We start from the raw sequence: 14,823 nt of genomic DNA on the forward strand, positions 1-14,823 counted from the left end.
AACAGGATTCGCGCCACTCATTTTTCTATGCTTATATTTAGTTTTGCACCTTATTACTTCACTACGTGATCACTTTATTGATGGTTATTAAACCAATCACCAGCAAGAAGTGAAAAAACTGTGAGTAAGCGGGTGATAAATGGTAAAAGTCATCTTGCTATAACAAGGCTTGCAGTGGAATAATGAGGCCGTTTCCGTGTCCATCCTTGTTAAAACAAGAAATTTTACGGAATAACCCATTTTGCCCGACCGATCATCCACGCAGCAATGGCGTAAGACGTATTGATCTTTCAGGCAGTTAGCGGGCTGCGGGTTGCAGTCCTTACCGGTAGATGGAAATATTTCTGGAGAGTAATACCCAGTCTGTTTCTTTGATAATTGCGCTGTTTTTCCGCATGAAAAACGGGCAACCGACACTCTGCGCCTCTTTGAGCTGACGATAACCGTGAGGTTGGCGACGCGACTAGACACGAGGCCATCGGTTCACACCCGGAAAGGCGTTACTTTGCCCGCAGCTTAGTCGTCAATGTAAGAATAATGAGTAAGTTACGATGAAAAGAATGTTAATCAACGCAACTCAGCAGGAAGAGTTGCGCGTTGCCCTTGTAGATGGGCAGCGTCTGTATGACCTGGATATCGAAAGTCCAGGGCACGAGCAGAAAAAGGCAAACATCTACAAAGGTAAAATCACCCGCATTGAACCGAGTCTGGAAGCTGCTTTTGTTGATTACGGCGCTGAACGTCACGGTTTCCTCCCACTAAAAGAAATTGCCCGCGAATATTTCCCTGCTAACTACAGTGCTCATGGTCGTCCCAACATTAAAGATGTGTTGCGTGAAGGTCAGGAAGTCATTGTTCAGATCGATAAAGAAGAGCGCGGCAACAAAGGCGCGGCATTAACCACCTTTATCAGTCTGGCGGGTAGCTATCTGGTTCTGATGCCGAACAACCCGCGCGCGGGTGGCATTTCTCGTCGTATCGAAGGCGACGACCGTACCGAATTAAAAGAAGCACTGGCAAGCCTTGAACTGCCGGAAGGCATGGGGCTTATCGTGCGCACCGCTGGCGTCGGCAAATCTGCTGAGGCGCTGCAATGGGATTTAAGCTTCCGTCTGAAACACTGGGAAGCCATCAAAAAAGCCGCTGAAAGCCGCCCGGCTCCGTTCCTGATTCATCAGGAGAGCAACGTAATCGTTCGCGCATTCCGCGATTACTTACGCCAGGACATCGGTGAAATCCTTATCGATAACCCGAAAGTGCTCGAACTGGCACGTCAGCATATCGCTGCATTAGGCCGCCCGGATTTCAGCAGCAAAATCAAACTGTACACCGGCGAGATCCCGCTGTTCAGCCACTACCAGATCGAGTCGCAGATCGAGTCCGCCTTCCAGCGTGAAGTTCGTCTGCCATCCGGTGGTTCGATTGTTATCGACAGCACCGAAGCGTTAACGGCCATCGACATCAACTCCGCACGCGCGACCCGCGGCGGCGATATCGAAGAAACCGCGTTTAACACTAACCTCGAAGCTGCCGATGAGATTGCTCGTCAGCTGCGCCTGCGTGACCTCGGCGGCCTGATTGTTATCGACTTCATCGACATGACGCCTGTACGCCACCAGCGTGCGGTAGAAAATCGTCTGCGTGAAGCGGTGCGTCAGGACCGTGCGCGTATTCAAATCAGCCATATTTCTCGCTTTGGCCTGCTGGAAATGTCCCGTCAGCGTCTGAGCCCATCACTGGGTGAATCCAGCCATCACGTCTGCCCGCGCTGCTCCGGTACTGGTACCGTGCGTGACAACGAATCGTTGTCGCTCTCTATTCTGCGTCTGATCGAAGAAGAAGCGCTGAAAGAGAACACTCAGGAAGTTCACGCCATTGTTCCTGTGCCAATCGCGTCTTACCTGCTGAATGAAAAACGTTCTGCAGTGAATGCGATTGAAACTCGTCAGGACGGCGTGCGCTGTGTGATTGTGCCAAACGATCAGATGGAAACCCCGCACTACCATGTGCTGCGCGTGCGTAAAGGGGAAGAAACTCCAACCTTAAGCTACATGCTGCCGAAGCTGCATGAAGAAGCGATGGCGCTGCCGTCTGAAGAAGAGTTCGCTGAACGTAAGCGTCCGGAACAACCTGCGCTGGCAACCTTTGCCATGCCGGATGTGCCGCCAGCGCCAACCCCAGCTGAACCTGCCGCGCCTGTTGTAGCCCCAGCACCTAAAGCTGCAACGGCAACACCAGCATCTCCTGCACAACCAGGGTTGTTGAGCCGCTTCTTCAGCGCACTGAAAGCGCTGTTCAGCGGTGGTGAAGAAACCAAACCGGCCGAGCAACCAGCACCGAAAGCAGAAGCGAAACCGGAACGTCAACAGGATCGTCGCAAGCCTCGTCAGAACAACCGCCGTGACCGTAATGAGCGCCGCGACTCCCGTAGTGAACGTACAGAAGGCAGCGATAATCGCGAAGAAAACCGTCGTAATCGTCGCCAGGCACAGCAGCAGACTGTCGAGACGCGTGAGAGCCGTCAGCAGGCTGAGGTAACGGAAAAAGCGCGTACCACCGACGAGCAGCAAGCGCCGCGTCGTGAACGTAGCCGCCGCCGTAACGATGATAAACGTCAGGCGCAACAAGAAGCGAAGGCGCTGAATGTTGAAGAGCAATCTGTTCAGGAAACCGAACAGGAAGAACGTGTACGTCCGGTTCAGCCGCGTCGTAAACAGCGTCAGCTCAATCAGAAAGTGCGTTACGAGCAAAGCGTAGCCGAAGAAGCGGTAGTCGCACCGGTGGTTGAAGAAACTGTCGCTGGCGAACCAATTGTTCAGGAAGCGCCAGCTCCACGCACAGAACTGGTGAAAGTCCCGCTGCCAGTCGTAGCGCAAGCTGCACCAGAACAGCAAGAAGAGAACAATGCCGATAACCGTGACAACGGTGGCATGCCGCGTCGTTCTCGCCGCTCGCCTCGTCACCTGCGCGTGAGTGGTCAGCGTCGTCGTCGCTATCGTGACGAGCGTTATCCAACCCAATCGCCAATGCCGTTGACCGTAGCGTGCGCGTCTCCGGAACTGGCCTCTGGCAAAGTCTGGATCCGCTATCCGATTGTACGTCCACAAGATGTACAGGTTGAAGAGCAGCGCGAACAGGAAGAAGTACAAGTGCAGCCGATGGTGACTGAGGTCCCTGTCGCCGCCGCTGTCGAACCGGTTGTTAGCGCACCGGTTGTTGAAGAAGTGGCTGAAGTCGTAGAAGCCCCCGTTCACGTTGCCGAACCGCAACCGGAAGTGGTTGAAACGACGCATCCTGAAGTAATTGCCGCCGCGGTAACTGAACAGCCGCAGGTGATTACCGAGTCTGATGTTGCCGTAGCCCAGGAAGTTGCAGAACACGCAGAACCGGTAGTTGAACCGCAGGAAGAGACGGCTGATATTGAAGAAGTTGCCGAAACTGCTGAGGTTGTGGTTGCTGAACCTGAAGTTGTTGCTCAACCTGCCGCACCAGTCGCAGCAGAAGTTGAAACGGTAGCCGCGGTTGAACCAGAGATCACCGTTGAGCATAACCACGCTACCGCGCCAATGACGCGCGCTCCGGCACCGGAATATGTTCCGGAGGCACCGCGTCACAGTGACTGGCAGCGCCCTACTTTTGCCTTCGAAGGCAAAGGTGCCGCAGGAGGTCATACGGCAACGCATCATGCCTCTGCCGCTCCTGCGCGTCCGCAACCTGTTGAGTAATAATTAGCTCAAGTAATCAAGCCCTGGTAACTGCCAGGGCTTTTTTATTTCAGGGGTAGCATCTTTGCTGTAATGACATTAGCGTTACATGTGCTGTATAATTATCATCCACGCAAAGCCGAAGGATATATTTATGCCAGCAGCCAATAACATTCCAGCCAGGCGCGAATCTTTAAACTTGCGCATAAAACCCGCAGAACGCGATCTTATTGACCGGGCCGCTAAAGCCCGAGGAAAAAATCGCACCGAATTTGTCCTTGAGGCCGCCAGAGCCGCAGCTGAAGAGGCGCTCATTGAGCAGAGAATTTTCAGGATCGATTCTGATGATTACCAGCTATTTTTGAATCGTCTGGATCAGCCCCCCGCGCCCAATGCTGCATTACGCAAAACCATGCAAACACCCGCGCCGTGGGAGCAAAAAAAATGATTCAGGCCCCCGAGCCACTCATGGCAAGGCATCAATTCACCTCTTTTTGCTCGGGAGTAGAAACGATGGATAACTGGCTAAAGCAGAGAGCCCTAAAAAATCAGCTTGCCGGCGCATCACGTACATTTGTTAGCTGTGATACGTATAGCAACGTTTTGGCATATTATTCGCTTGCTTCCAGCGCCGTTGAAACGTATGTCGCGACAGGACGATTTCGCCGAAATATGCCAGAACCGATCCCTGTTGTAGTACTTGGTCGTCTGGCAATAGATAAATCATTACAGGGTCAGGGCATCGGTCGTGCGATGGTCAGAGATGCCGGTCTACGAGTACTACAGGCGGCTGAAGTCATTGGTATTCGCGGAATGTTGGTCCATGCGTTATCAGACCAGGCCCGTGAGTTTTATCTGCGAGTGGGGTTTGAACCATCGCCTGTCGATTCTATGATACTGATGGCAACATTGGCTGATTTGCAGGAATGTCTTAAATAGTTCGTTATGTCTCATGCAAAAAAATGCCCGCCCCGGCGATCCCAGAGCAGGCAGACAAAACATACCCAGTTTCATGATATGTTTTAAAGCGAAATTATTTGTTGAGCTGGAAGAGCGACAATCCCTGCATATCGGTAAATGCTTTATACGACGCCTGCAATGCCGTTTGCTGCATGATGTAAGATGAAATAGTTGCATTCCAGTCCACATCAACCAGATCGCTCATCTGCTGCGTTTGCCCTAAAGCGCGATCGCTACCTAATGAATCCAGCGACTCCAGTTCGTTCAGCTGCGTGCCTAATTCCGCGCGAACAGTCAGCACATTGTTCAGCGAGTTTTTCAGTCCGCGGTTGGTTTTATCCAGTGCCGCAGCGGCGGTTTCTTTATCCGCTTCGCTATCCGCGACCGGCGTTTTCAGGGCTGCGATGGCGCTATCCAGCATGGCAAAAAGATTGGTTTCAGAAGCGCTACCGTCTGGTTCCGCTACCGCGTTGCTGGTAATACTGTCGAAAATTTTGTCCCCCGTGTGCCCTATCACCATCGAACGCGAAGCATCGACCTGTTGTTTAATACTTTCTGCTCCGCCTTCGTATTTGCCATCCACCTCGCTAAACGGTGCGGATTCTGTTTTATAACCGGCAAAAATGTAGCGCCCGTTACCGTCAGTGGTGTTCGCCAGATTCAGCAACTGGTCACGAAGCCCCTGAATATCCGTAGCCAGCGAGGCCCGGTCATCGTCACTCAAGGTGCCATTGCTGGCGTAGACAATTTTTTCCTGAGCATTCTGGATAGCAGTGGTGACCTGGCTAAGTACACTCTCTTCCAGTGACACTTTTTGAGTGGCGAAAGTACGCGCCAGCGTGTACTGGCTGTTTTGCGCCTGTGCCTGGGAGAGAACAACAGCTTGTGATGCAGCAATGGGATCATCTGAAGGGTTAACGACTCGCTTACCCGTCGACATCTGTTCACCGTACTTCATCCATTCTGCCTGAGAATTGGTGATGCCGCGCATGTTTTGCTGGTACATCATCTGGGTACTGAAACGCATTTTATCTCCCCTTAGCGAATGTTAATCAGCGCATCAAAAATCGCGTTTGCCGTCTGCAGAACCTGCGCATTCGCCAGGTAATACTGCTGAAAACGTTGCAGATTTCCGTACTCCTCATCGAGATTGACACCGGAAATCGACTGCTGCTGATTGGAAAGCTGCGTCACCACATTACCTTGCGTGGCGCTACTGGTTTTCAACGTCGCGGTTTTATTACCGATATCACTCACTAACGAGGCATAAGCGTCGTTAAAGGATTTCGCACCGCCCACCGTTTTACTGTTGCTTTGCAGATCCAGCAGGGCCTGACCGTTGCGGTTGTCGCTATCACCCACATCTTCTTCGCTCGCCATGGCGATTTTCGCTTCGTCAGTGATTAATACATCCATGTTGACGATGGCGTCACTTACCGGTTTCAACGTGAAGCTGTCGTTAACGGCAGGCGTTCCTGTAAACGTCAACTCCAGACCATCAAATGCCACTTTACCGTTGGCATCCGGCGTCACCGTAAAAGTGGTATTGCTGGCAAGGCGGGTGGCCTGCCACTGATTATTATCGAACGAGATTTTGTAATCTGTCGCCAGTACCGCGGAGGCATCAGTTACCGTTGCACCGATCGCAACGTCACCTTTGTTTTTCGTGTTTTGCAGAACCGCGGGCTTACCGATAGCAAAGAAATCTTCACCGGCATCGCCGTTAGCATCAAATCCGGCTTTGTGTTGGGTGTTGAAAGCCTCGGCAAATGCCAGCGCCAGTTGTCCGAGCGTATTACGCGTCTGGTCCAGATCCTGAGAACGGAATGTCAGAATGCCGCCCAGCGACCCGGTATTCAGCAATTTCTCCGGGATCTCAATATTGCCAGCCGTCCCATCAATATAAGCGACAGTCGTACGAGAAGGGTCGGCGCTGGAAGGAACTGCCGCCAGCTGCCGCGCCGTACTTCCCTGAACCAGTGAGTAGCCATTGGCCATCGTGATGTTATAAGTGCCACCATCCTGAACGCTGACTTCTACGCCAACAATCTGGTTTAATTCGCTCACCAGTTGATCGCGTTGATCCAGCAGATTGTTAGGTGACGCCCCTGCCCCCACGCCTGTCAGGCGGGAGATCTGATCGTTCAGGCTGGCGATTTGTTTAGCGTAATTGTTGATCTGATCAACGCTGGCACCTATCGCGATATTGACCTGTTTGTCCTGGTCGCGCAGATATTGATCGGTGGTTTTAAACTGATTCACCAACCCTTCTGATTTCCCAATCAGCGCCTGGCGCGCTGCCGGGTCTTCCGCGTTACTCACCAGCGTTTGCAGGCTGGTGAAGAAATCCTGCATCTGTGTTGCCAACGAAGAGGTACTGGTGGAGAGCATATTGTCGATTTTCGACATCTGCTCATAGCGGGCAGTCAGGCCGCTACTTTGCGTCTGCGCAGCACGTAACTGGTTGGTAATAAACGCATCATACTCACGCTGCACACCAGAAACGTAGACGCCATTGCCAACCCAGCCGCCAGCGCCCAACGTGCTATTGGCCTGCGCCATAATAGTGGTTTGGCGGGTATATCCGGCAACGTTATAGCTGGAGATATTATTACTTGCCGTATTTAACGCCGCCTGGGCCGCGTTCAGTCCGCTCATGGCGTTATTGATCAAGCTGGACATGGAGGTTCCTTATAAGCCTTCAATTACAGAGTATTATCGGCAGCGACCCGCCGGACTTGAGTTATTCAGAACAGATTATCAATGTTCATGCTGTAGGTTTTGCTCACCTTGTCGCTTATCGATTTCATCTGCTGAATCATGCTGGTGAGTTTGCGGGCATAGTGAGGATCGGTGGCATAGCCCGCGTCCTGTAGGGCCTGCGCCCCCTGCTCCGCACTCGCGGCGGTCGTCACGGCGGCGTAGCGCGGGTTACGCGTTAACAGCCCAACGTAATCCGACAATGCTTCCAGATACGAGCTGTAGACCCGAAACTTCGCTTTTACTTTCTTCGCTTCGCCATTTTCATATTCAGTCGTGGTGATTTCAGTGACTGGCCCTTTCCAGTTGCCAGAGGCTTTGACGCCAAACAGGTTATAGCTCGGCTCGCCGTTTTCACGGCGGATTTGCCGTTGTCCCCAGCCAGATTCCAGCGCCGCCTGAGCGAGGATCAAATGATGTGGCACACCGCTTTGCTGGCTTGCCAGTTGGGCGGGCAACGAGAGTTGCGCGAGGAATGCTTTACTGTCACCCGGCAGCGAATCATCGTAGTTACGTGGTACGGCCTTTTGCACCAGCTGCGAAAGCGTCTGATTTTGATAACGCACCACGGTTTCGAGCGGGAATTTCATCGGTGCTGCTGGCATGGACTCCTCTGGCAATGGTTGTTCTGGCGTCATCTGTTTAACCATCATCTCTGCCAGCCCCAGACCTTTGCCCGCCGTCATCTGTTGGGCAATCTGCTGGTCATACATACTGGTATACAGGCGAGTGTGCTCGCTGCTGAACAGGCCATCTTTTGGTAAAGCGTCGCGCATGCTTTTCAACATCATCTGCACGAACATCCCTTCCACCTGGCGGGCCACCGGACGGATATTTGCCGCCGGATCTTCGCCCGCTTTCGCCTTAAGTTCGTTGAGCGATTGTGCATCCCAGGCCGCACTTGCCAGTAGTTTGCTGTCGCTGATCATCAGATGATTTCCAGTTTTGCCCGCAGACATCCCGCACTTTGCATTGATTGCAGTATGGACATCAGATCCATCGGCGTAGCGCCCAGCGCATTGAGCGCACGCACCACGTTATTGAGGCTGGCGCTGGAACGTACGCTTTGCAGCGAACCGCCGCTCTGGCGTAAATCGATCTGCGTTTGTGGAGTAACCACAGTCTGCCCGCCACCAAACGGTGTATCTGGCTGGCTGACATTGGCCTGCCGATTTACCGTAACCGAGAGATTCCCCTGCGCTACCGCGCAGCTGTCGAGGGTCACTTCGCGATTCATCACCACCGAACCAGTGCGCGAGTTAATCACTACTTTAGCGTCCTGCGGGGTAACATTAACCTGCATATTCTGGATATCGGCAAGGAAACGGACCTGGGAACTGTTGCCACTCGGTACGCGCACCTGAATAGTCCGCGCATCTAACGCGGTGGCGCTGCCATATCCACGCACGCGGTTGATGGTGTCAGCGATTTGCTGCGCCATACTGAAATCTTCGTCGTTAAGTTGCAAATTAAGGGTATTCCCGACGCCAAACTGGCTGGGCAATTCACGTTCAATAACCGCACCATTGGTGATCCGTCCACCGTTCAGTTGGTTCACCTGAACACTGCTACCGCCAGCGGAGGCCCCTGCGCCGCCAACCAGAATATTGCCCTGTGCCAGCGCATACACCTGACTGTCAACGCCCTTAAGCGGTGTCATCAATAACGTACCGCCACGCAGACTTTTGGCATTTCCCATGGAAGAAACCACCACGTCAATGGTTTGCCCCTGGCGTCCAAACGGTGGAAGTGACGCCGTCACCATTACCGCAGCGACGTTTTTTAGCTGCATATTGGTGCCCGTCGGAACGGTAATTCCCAGCTGTGAGAGCATGTTATTAAGCGTTTGTGTGGTAAACGGCGTCTGAGTTGTCTGGTCACCGGTGCCATCCAGCCCCACCACCAGGCCATAGCCAATCAGTGAGTTTTGCCTTACCCCCTGAACACTGGTGAGATCGCGAATACGCTCAGCCTGAACCGCCGTCGTAACCAGTAGAAGAATTAATGCAGAGAGAAATTTAATCACCACAGCCTCACTTACATTGGCGACAGGTTAAGGAAGAAACGCTGCAACCAGCCCATATTTTGCGCTTCGTTAATGTAGCCATTGCCTACGTATTCAATGCGCGCATCCGCCACCTGAGTAGACGGTACGGTATTGCTGCCGCTGATGGTGCGTGGATTAACCACGCCAGAGAAGCGAATAAATTCGGTACCCTGATTAATGGCAATCTGTTTTTCACCCACCACATGTAGGTTGCCGTTGACCAGTACCTGGTCAACCGTCACCGTCAACGTGCCGCTAAAGGTATTGCTGGCATTGGCCCCGCCCTTTCCGTTGAACGTGTTACCACCGGAGGCTTCGACATCGGCACGAGCGTTACCAAACAGCCCCTGCAAATAGCGCGGCACAGTATCAAAGCCAAAATTAGATTTACCGTCACGGCTGGCATTCGCAGAGGAGCTTTTGCTGGCGCTGACGTTCTCCTGCAACACGATGGTCAGCGTATCGCCAATATTGCGTGGTCGACGATCTTCAAACAGCGGTTGATAGCCATAGTTAATCGGCTGAGCAGACTGGAAAATAGAACCGTTGGCGACGGGCGTCGGACCGGGAACCGGTTGTGCACTGGTCGCCCCCTGTACCAGCGGCGTGGAGGGTATCCAGGCGCAGCCGGTTAGTGAAAGCACCAACAAGCTGGAAATGGCATAAGTATGCGCAGCGTTTTTTTGCATGGCTATCATCTTCAAAAATCAGTAAACCGGTGAATCTGCCACCGGTTATGCCTTAGAGTTGCGTCAGTTTTTGCAGCATCTGATCGGTGGTGGATACCGCTTTACTGTTGATTTCGTAAGCGCGTTGCACCTGAATCATATTGACCAGTTCTTCCGCCACGTTGACGTTAGACGTTTCAACATACCCTTGATACAGCAGTCCCGCGCCGTTCAGGCCCGGCGTGCTTTCGTTCGGTGCACCGGAGGATTGCGTTTCGGTGTAGAGGTTTTCGCCAATACTCTCCAGTCCGGTATCATTCATAAAGGTGGTGAGATTGAGCTGCCCAACCTGAACCGGAGCTGCCTGGCCTTGTTGGGTTACGCTGACCACGCCATCACGACCGATGGTGATACTTAACGCATTCGCCGGAATGGTGATCGCTGGCTGCACCTGAAAACCACCAGCCGTCACCAGCTGCCCGTTCTGATCCACCTGGAAAGAGCCGTCACGGGTATAGGCTGATGAGCCATCTGGCAACATCACCTGGAAAAAGCCCTGCCCTTTAATCGCGACATCTTTGCTGTTATTGGTTTGCGACAGGTTGCCCTGGCTGTGTAAGCGTTCAGTGGCGACCGGGCGTACCCCCGTACCGATTTGTAATCCGGATGGTAAGGTGGTTTGTTCGGAAGACTGTGCCCCCGGCTGGCGAATGGTTTGATACAGCAGATCTTCAAACACCGCGCGCTGACGCTTAAAACCGTTGGTACTAACGTTTGCCAGGTTGTTGGCAATGACGTCCATATTGGTTTGCTGGGCGTCAAGGCCCGTTTTGGCGATCCATAATGAACTGATCATAAATTGTCCTGTAGTGGATTAGTGACAAGCAGAGCAGAAGCACGCGACGGTGCGAATTTCCCCTCACCCTAACCTCTCCCAAAATGGGCGAGAGAATAGTCCGCGCGCTTTTATTGCAATGTCATCAATCGTTTAATTAACTCATCGACAGCAGTTGGTTGGCACGGCCTGCGTTATCATCGACGCTGCTGATCACCTTCATCTGCATTTCAAAACGCCGCGCGCTGGCAATCATGTCGCTCATTGCCGCAACGGCATTGACGTTACTGCCTTCCAGAACTCCCGACATCACACGCAAGGTTGGATCTGCCTGCAGTACCGGCCCACGCGTGGCCTGGCTTTCCGCGCTTAAACGAAAAATGCCGTCGTCACCGCGCTGCACTTCGCTGCCCGTGGCTTTCACCAGTTTCAGACGCCCCACTGGCGCAACCGTATTTGCCGGATCGCCCGGATTCAGCGCCGAGATTGTGCCATCGGCAGCAATAGTGATTTCCGCCCCTTCCGGCACAGCAATTGGCCCAGCCTCGCCTATCACCGGATGTCCCTGAATTGTCAGTTGCCCGGTGGGATCAACCTGAATGCTGCCATTACGCGTATACCCTTCGCTACCGTCAGCGGTCTGCACGGCCAGCCAGCCATCCTGCTGCAACGCAACGTCCAGCGGGCGCGAGGTGTAATCCATCTTACCGGGCGTCATGTCTGCACCCGGCGTTGACGCCGTTACCAGCGTGCGCGTGGGCAGTGAAAGCCCTTCCACCGGCACTGCGCGCAAGGCGTTTAACTGCGCGCGAAAACCGGGCGTAGAGGCATTGGCCAGATTACTGGCGGTTACCGCCTGTTGATTCAGCGTCTGGCTGGCTGCTCCCATCGCGGTATAAATTGCGTGATCCATTGAGCTATCCCGTCAGCGATTAGCGTAAGTTAACCAGCGTGTTGAGGATCTGGTCCTGGGTTTTGATGGTCTGGGCGTTAGACTGATAGTTACGCTGGGCAACGATCATATTGACCAGTTCTTTACTGAGATCGACGTTGGACGCTTCCAGCGCACCGTTGGTCAGGGTGCCAAAGTTGCCCGTCCCGGCTGTCCCCAACAGCGCCACGCCAGAAGATTGCGTCGCAGACCAGACGTTGTCGCCTTCGGATGCCAGACCTTCGTTGTTGGCAAAGTTCGCCAGTACAATCTGCCCCAGCAGTTGGGTTTGTTCGTTGGAATAGTTGCCGACAACCGTACCGTCATCATTGATTTGATAACTCACCAGATCGCCCGGTTTGTAGCCGTTCTGGGTGGTTGCCACAATGTTGTTCGCGCCGGTATTTTGCTGCATGGAGTTGAGGAAGCTCAGGCTAAACGTGGCGGGATCTGCGCCGTTAATTGCGCCGGTGGTAATATCCTTTGTTGGATCTGAGGTCAGAACGCCATTGGCATTAAACACCAGCGTCGTTGCAGGGTTAGCTGTGCCTGTTGGATCACTGCTATCCAGGGTGTAAACATCCCAGTTGTTATCCCCGGTCTTCACAAAATAAACGCTCATATCATGAGCATTACCCTGACTATCGAAAACAGTCACCGAACCTTTTTTGTTATAGCTATCCGCATTGCTGGCATCGAATGCTTTAACAGAGGGAAGCGGATCACTGGAATTCAGGTTGATCTGCATCGACGCCGTGGTGGTAGTTTTCGCTGCCATCAGGGTATTCGGGATCGAAATATTGGTCGGATTCGCCCCTTGCTGAATAGTCGGCGGCGTACCGGTTGCCGGGTAACCCGTCAGCTGTAAACCTTGCATATTCACCAGGTTACGGTTTTCATCCAGCTTAAATTGTCCGTTACGGCTGTAGAACACCGAACCGTTGCTGTCTACCAGACGGAAAAAACCGTTCTGGCTGATAGCAACGTCCAGACCTCGCCCGGTGTTGGTGGTCGTGCCATCGGTAAAGTCCTGAGTGATACCGGCAACTTTTACCCCCAGTCCCACTTTCGAACCGGCAAACATATCGGCAAAAGAGGCCGTGCCTGATTTAAAGCCGTAGGTGGCGGAGTTGGCGATATTGTTGCCAATAACATCGAGGTTGGTGGCGGCAGCGTTTAATCCGCTAACCGCTTGAGAAAAGGCCATGACTGACTCCTGAAATGTGAAGGCTTAAATTATCTGCCGTACTTCGTCGAGGGTGGTGGTGCCGTAAGTGCCGAGATCCAGCGTATTACCGTTGTTGCCGCGGATCACACCCTGCACCAGAGCAAACTGCAGCGGCTGGGCAACCAGTTGTGTACCACCGCTACTGGCGCTAATCGCTACATTGTAAGAACCGTTCGGCGCAGTGCTGCCGTCAGTCAACGTACCGTCCCAGGTGAAACTGTGGACTCCGGCAGTCAGTTCACCGATATCAATGGTACGGACAACTGCACCGTTTTTATCGGTGATGGTGGCCGTAACTTTGTCTGCCGCCTGTTGCAGCTCAACACCAAACGGCGTGGTCGTGGTCACAGCCCCTTCATCACTGCCGGTTCCCGCAAGAACTGTGGTACCGGGGATCATCACACCGTGACCGATCAGGTTACTGGCCTGTAACGACTGGCTGTTATCAATCTGTCCGGAAATAGATCCGAGCGTGGTATTGAGTTTTTCAATCCCGCTGACCGTGCTGATTTGTGCCAATTGCGACGTCAGCTCGTTGTTTTCCATTGGATTGGTCGGGTCCTGGTTTTTCAGCTGCGCCACCAACAAAGTCAGAAAACTGCTTTGTAAATCTGCGGCGTTGCTGCCCGTGAGCGAACTACTACTGGTGGTGCTGACGCCGGTATTTGTCGGATCGGTGGTTGTTACCGCAATGGACATAGCTTTCTCCTTTATTGACCGAGCGTAAGGGTTTTCAGCATCATGCTTTTCACCGTGTTGAGCACTTCAACATTGGCCTGATAACTGCGTGACGCCGACATGGTGTTAACCATCTCCCCGACGACATCAACGTTTGGCATTTTCACGTAGCCCTTTGCATCCGCCAGCGGATTACCCGGTTCATAAACCAGTTTGTCCGGGGCCTGACTTTCTATAACATCGGCAACTTTTACGCCGCCTGTCGCAGCACCTGGCGCAGCGTTAACCTGAAATACCACCTGTTTTGCCCGATATGGCTGTCCATCGGGACCGGTCAAGCTATCAGCATTCGCCAGATTACTGGCCGCCACGTTCAGGCGCTGGGACTGGGCAGTTAACGCCGAACCGGCGATATCAAAAATATTCAGCAGTGCCATCCGTTAATTTCCGCTCTGTAAAACGTTCATCATGCCTTTGATTTGCCCGCTCAACGCGCTAAGGCTCATCTGGTATTGCAGGCTGTTATCGGCAAACTGGGTGCGTTCGCGATCCATATCGACGGTATTACCGTCAAGCGAAGGCTGGTCCGGAATACGGTATTGCAGTTCTGCGGTAGGAGGCGTCAGCGCCTGCGCCGGAATGTGTTGCGTTGAGGTCATCGTCAGTGCAACCACACTTGTTGCATCCCGTCCACGTTGCATGACTTTTTTAAGTTCACTGGCAAAATCGATATCGCGAGCCTGATAACCAGGGGTATCGGCATTGGCGATGTTTGCTGCCAGCACTTCCTGACGCTGGGCGCGCAGATTGAGCGCCTCTTGTTGAAAACGTAAGGCGGCGTCGAGCTTATCGAGCATATCTCCTCCGCAGGTATCAAAATTCTGCCATCAGCTTAAATGCCTTTACGCGCGCGTTATCGGCGGAATAAACGCAAAATGGGTCGCTATTTATGCCGTTGATGGTCATTGCGGACAGGTACAATTCACGTTGTAGAAATGGCTGGGGGGCGAAA

The 14,823-nt window shown here is 53.1% G+C and carries 14 protein-coding genes; 3 read left to right on the forward strand and 11 right to left on the reverse strand.

What is annotated here, in order from left to right; all coding sequences use genetic code 11:
* Nucleotides 1-551 precede the first annotated feature (551 nt).
* The 3 genes from rne to ACJHWR_RS11585 all read left to right on the forward strand — a co-directional run bounded on the left by rne (nucleotide 552) and on the right by ACJHWR_RS11585 (nucleotide 4,643).
* The gene (gene rne, locus ACJHWR_RS11575) at nucleotides 552-3,725 is read left to right on the forward strand and encodes a ribonuclease E (protein WP_000827403.1); all 3,174 of its coding nucleotides are present in this window, start codon (nucleotides 552-554) and stop codon (nucleotides 3,723-3,725) included.
* Nucleotides 3,726-3,858: 133 nt separating this feature from the next.
* Nucleotides 3,859-4,152, forward strand: coding sequence for a DUF1778 domain-containing protein (locus ACJHWR_RS11580; RefSeq protein WP_001110446.1), 294 nt, complete (start codon nucleotides 3,859-3,861; stop codon nucleotides 4,150-4,152).
* On the forward strand, nucleotides 4,149-4,643 hold the full coding sequence (locus ACJHWR_RS11585) for a GNAT family N-acetyltransferase (protein ID WP_000613626.1): 495 nt from the start codon (nucleotides 4,149-4,151) through the stop codon (nucleotides 4,641-4,643). The genes ACJHWR_RS11580 and ACJHWR_RS11585 overlap by 4 nt, the downstream gene beginning before the upstream one ends.
* Before the next feature lie 94 nt (nucleotides 4,644-4,737).
* Here the strand turns inward: ACJHWR_RS11585 and flgL are convergent, their stop codons facing one another.
* The 11 genes from flgL to flgB form a co-directional block, all read right to left on the reverse strand.
* Nucleotides 4,738-5,691 (reverse strand): flagellar hook-associated protein FlgL, encoded by a 954-nt coding sequence (gene flgL / locus ACJHWR_RS11590; protein ID WP_001212763.1) that lies wholly within the window; start codon nucleotides 5,689-5,691, stop codon nucleotides 4,738-4,740.
* An 11-nt stretch (nucleotides 5,692-5,702) separates the two neighbouring features.
* Nucleotides 5,703-7,346, reverse strand: coding sequence for a flagellar hook-associated protein FlgK (gene flgK, locus ACJHWR_RS11595; protein ID WP_000096448.1), 1,644 nt, complete (start codon nucleotides 7,344-7,346; stop codon nucleotides 5,703-5,705).
* Between the two features lie 65 nt (nucleotides 7,347-7,411).
* Entirely contained in the window at nucleotides 7,412-8,353 is a 942-nt protein-coding gene (gene flgJ / locus ACJHWR_RS11600) for a flagellar assembly peptidoglycan hydrolase FlgJ (RefSeq protein WP_012311956.1), read from the reverse strand.
* A complete protein-coding gene (gene flgI / locus ACJHWR_RS11605; protein WP_001441925.1) occupies nucleotides 8,353-9,450 on the reverse strand; it encodes a flagellar basal body P-ring protein FlgI in 1,098 nt (365 codons plus the stop codon). The genes flgJ and flgI overlap by 1 nt, the downstream gene beginning before the upstream one ends.
* Nucleotides 9,451-9,461: 11 nt before the next feature.
* Nucleotides 9,462-10,160 carry a flagellar basal body L-ring protein FlgH gene (gene flgH, locus ACJHWR_RS11610; RefSeq protein WP_001305886.1) on the reverse strand — a complete coding sequence of 233 codons (699 nt, stop codon included), beginning with the start codon at nucleotides 10,158-10,160 and terminating at the stop codon, nucleotides 9,462-9,464.
* A gap of 52 nt (nucleotides 10,161-10,212) precedes the next feature.
* Nucleotides 10,213-10,995, reverse strand: coding sequence for a flagellar basal-body rod protein FlgG (gene flgG, locus ACJHWR_RS11615; protein ID WP_000625837.1), 783 nt, complete (start codon nucleotides 10,993-10,995; stop codon nucleotides 10,213-10,215).
* Between the two features lie 136 nt (nucleotides 10,996-11,131).
* Nucleotides 11,132-11,887, reverse strand: coding sequence for a flagellar basal-body rod protein FlgF (gene flgF, locus ACJHWR_RS11620; protein WP_000349311.1), 756 nt, complete (start codon nucleotides 11,885-11,887; stop codon nucleotides 11,132-11,134).
* A gap of 19 nt (nucleotides 11,888-11,906) precedes the next feature.
* Entirely contained in the window at nucleotides 11,907-13,112 is a 1,206-nt protein-coding gene (gene flgE / locus ACJHWR_RS11625; protein WP_000885845.1) for a flagellar hook protein FlgE, read from the reverse strand.
* Between the two features lie 24 nt (nucleotides 13,113-13,136).
* Nucleotides 13,137-13,832, reverse strand: coding sequence for a flagellar hook assembly protein FlgD (gene flgD / locus ACJHWR_RS11630; protein ID WP_000020471.1), 696 nt, complete (start codon nucleotides 13,830-13,832; stop codon nucleotides 13,137-13,139).
* 11 nt (nucleotides 13,833-13,843) lie between these two features.
* Nucleotides 13,844-14,248: a flagellar basal body rod protein FlgC gene (gene flgC, locus ACJHWR_RS11635; RefSeq protein ID WP_001196452.1), complete on the reverse strand. Its 405-nt coding sequence runs from the start codon at nucleotides 14,246-14,248 to the stop codon at nucleotides 13,844-13,846.
* A gap of 3 nt (nucleotides 14,249-14,251) precedes the next feature.
* Nucleotides 14,252-14,668, reverse strand: a complete 417-nt coding sequence (gene flgB / locus ACJHWR_RS11640) for a flagellar basal body rod protein FlgB (protein ID WP_000884702.1) — start codon at nucleotides 14,666-14,668, stop codon at nucleotides 14,252-14,254.
* Between the last annotated feature and the right edge of the window lie 155 nt (nucleotides 14,669-14,823).

Origin of the sequence: Escherichia sp. WS568 (genome assembly GCF_046486085.1) — a bacterium.
GTDB lineage: Bacteria > Pseudomonadota > Gammaproteobacteria > Enterobacterales > Enterobacteriaceae > Escherichia > Escherichia coli.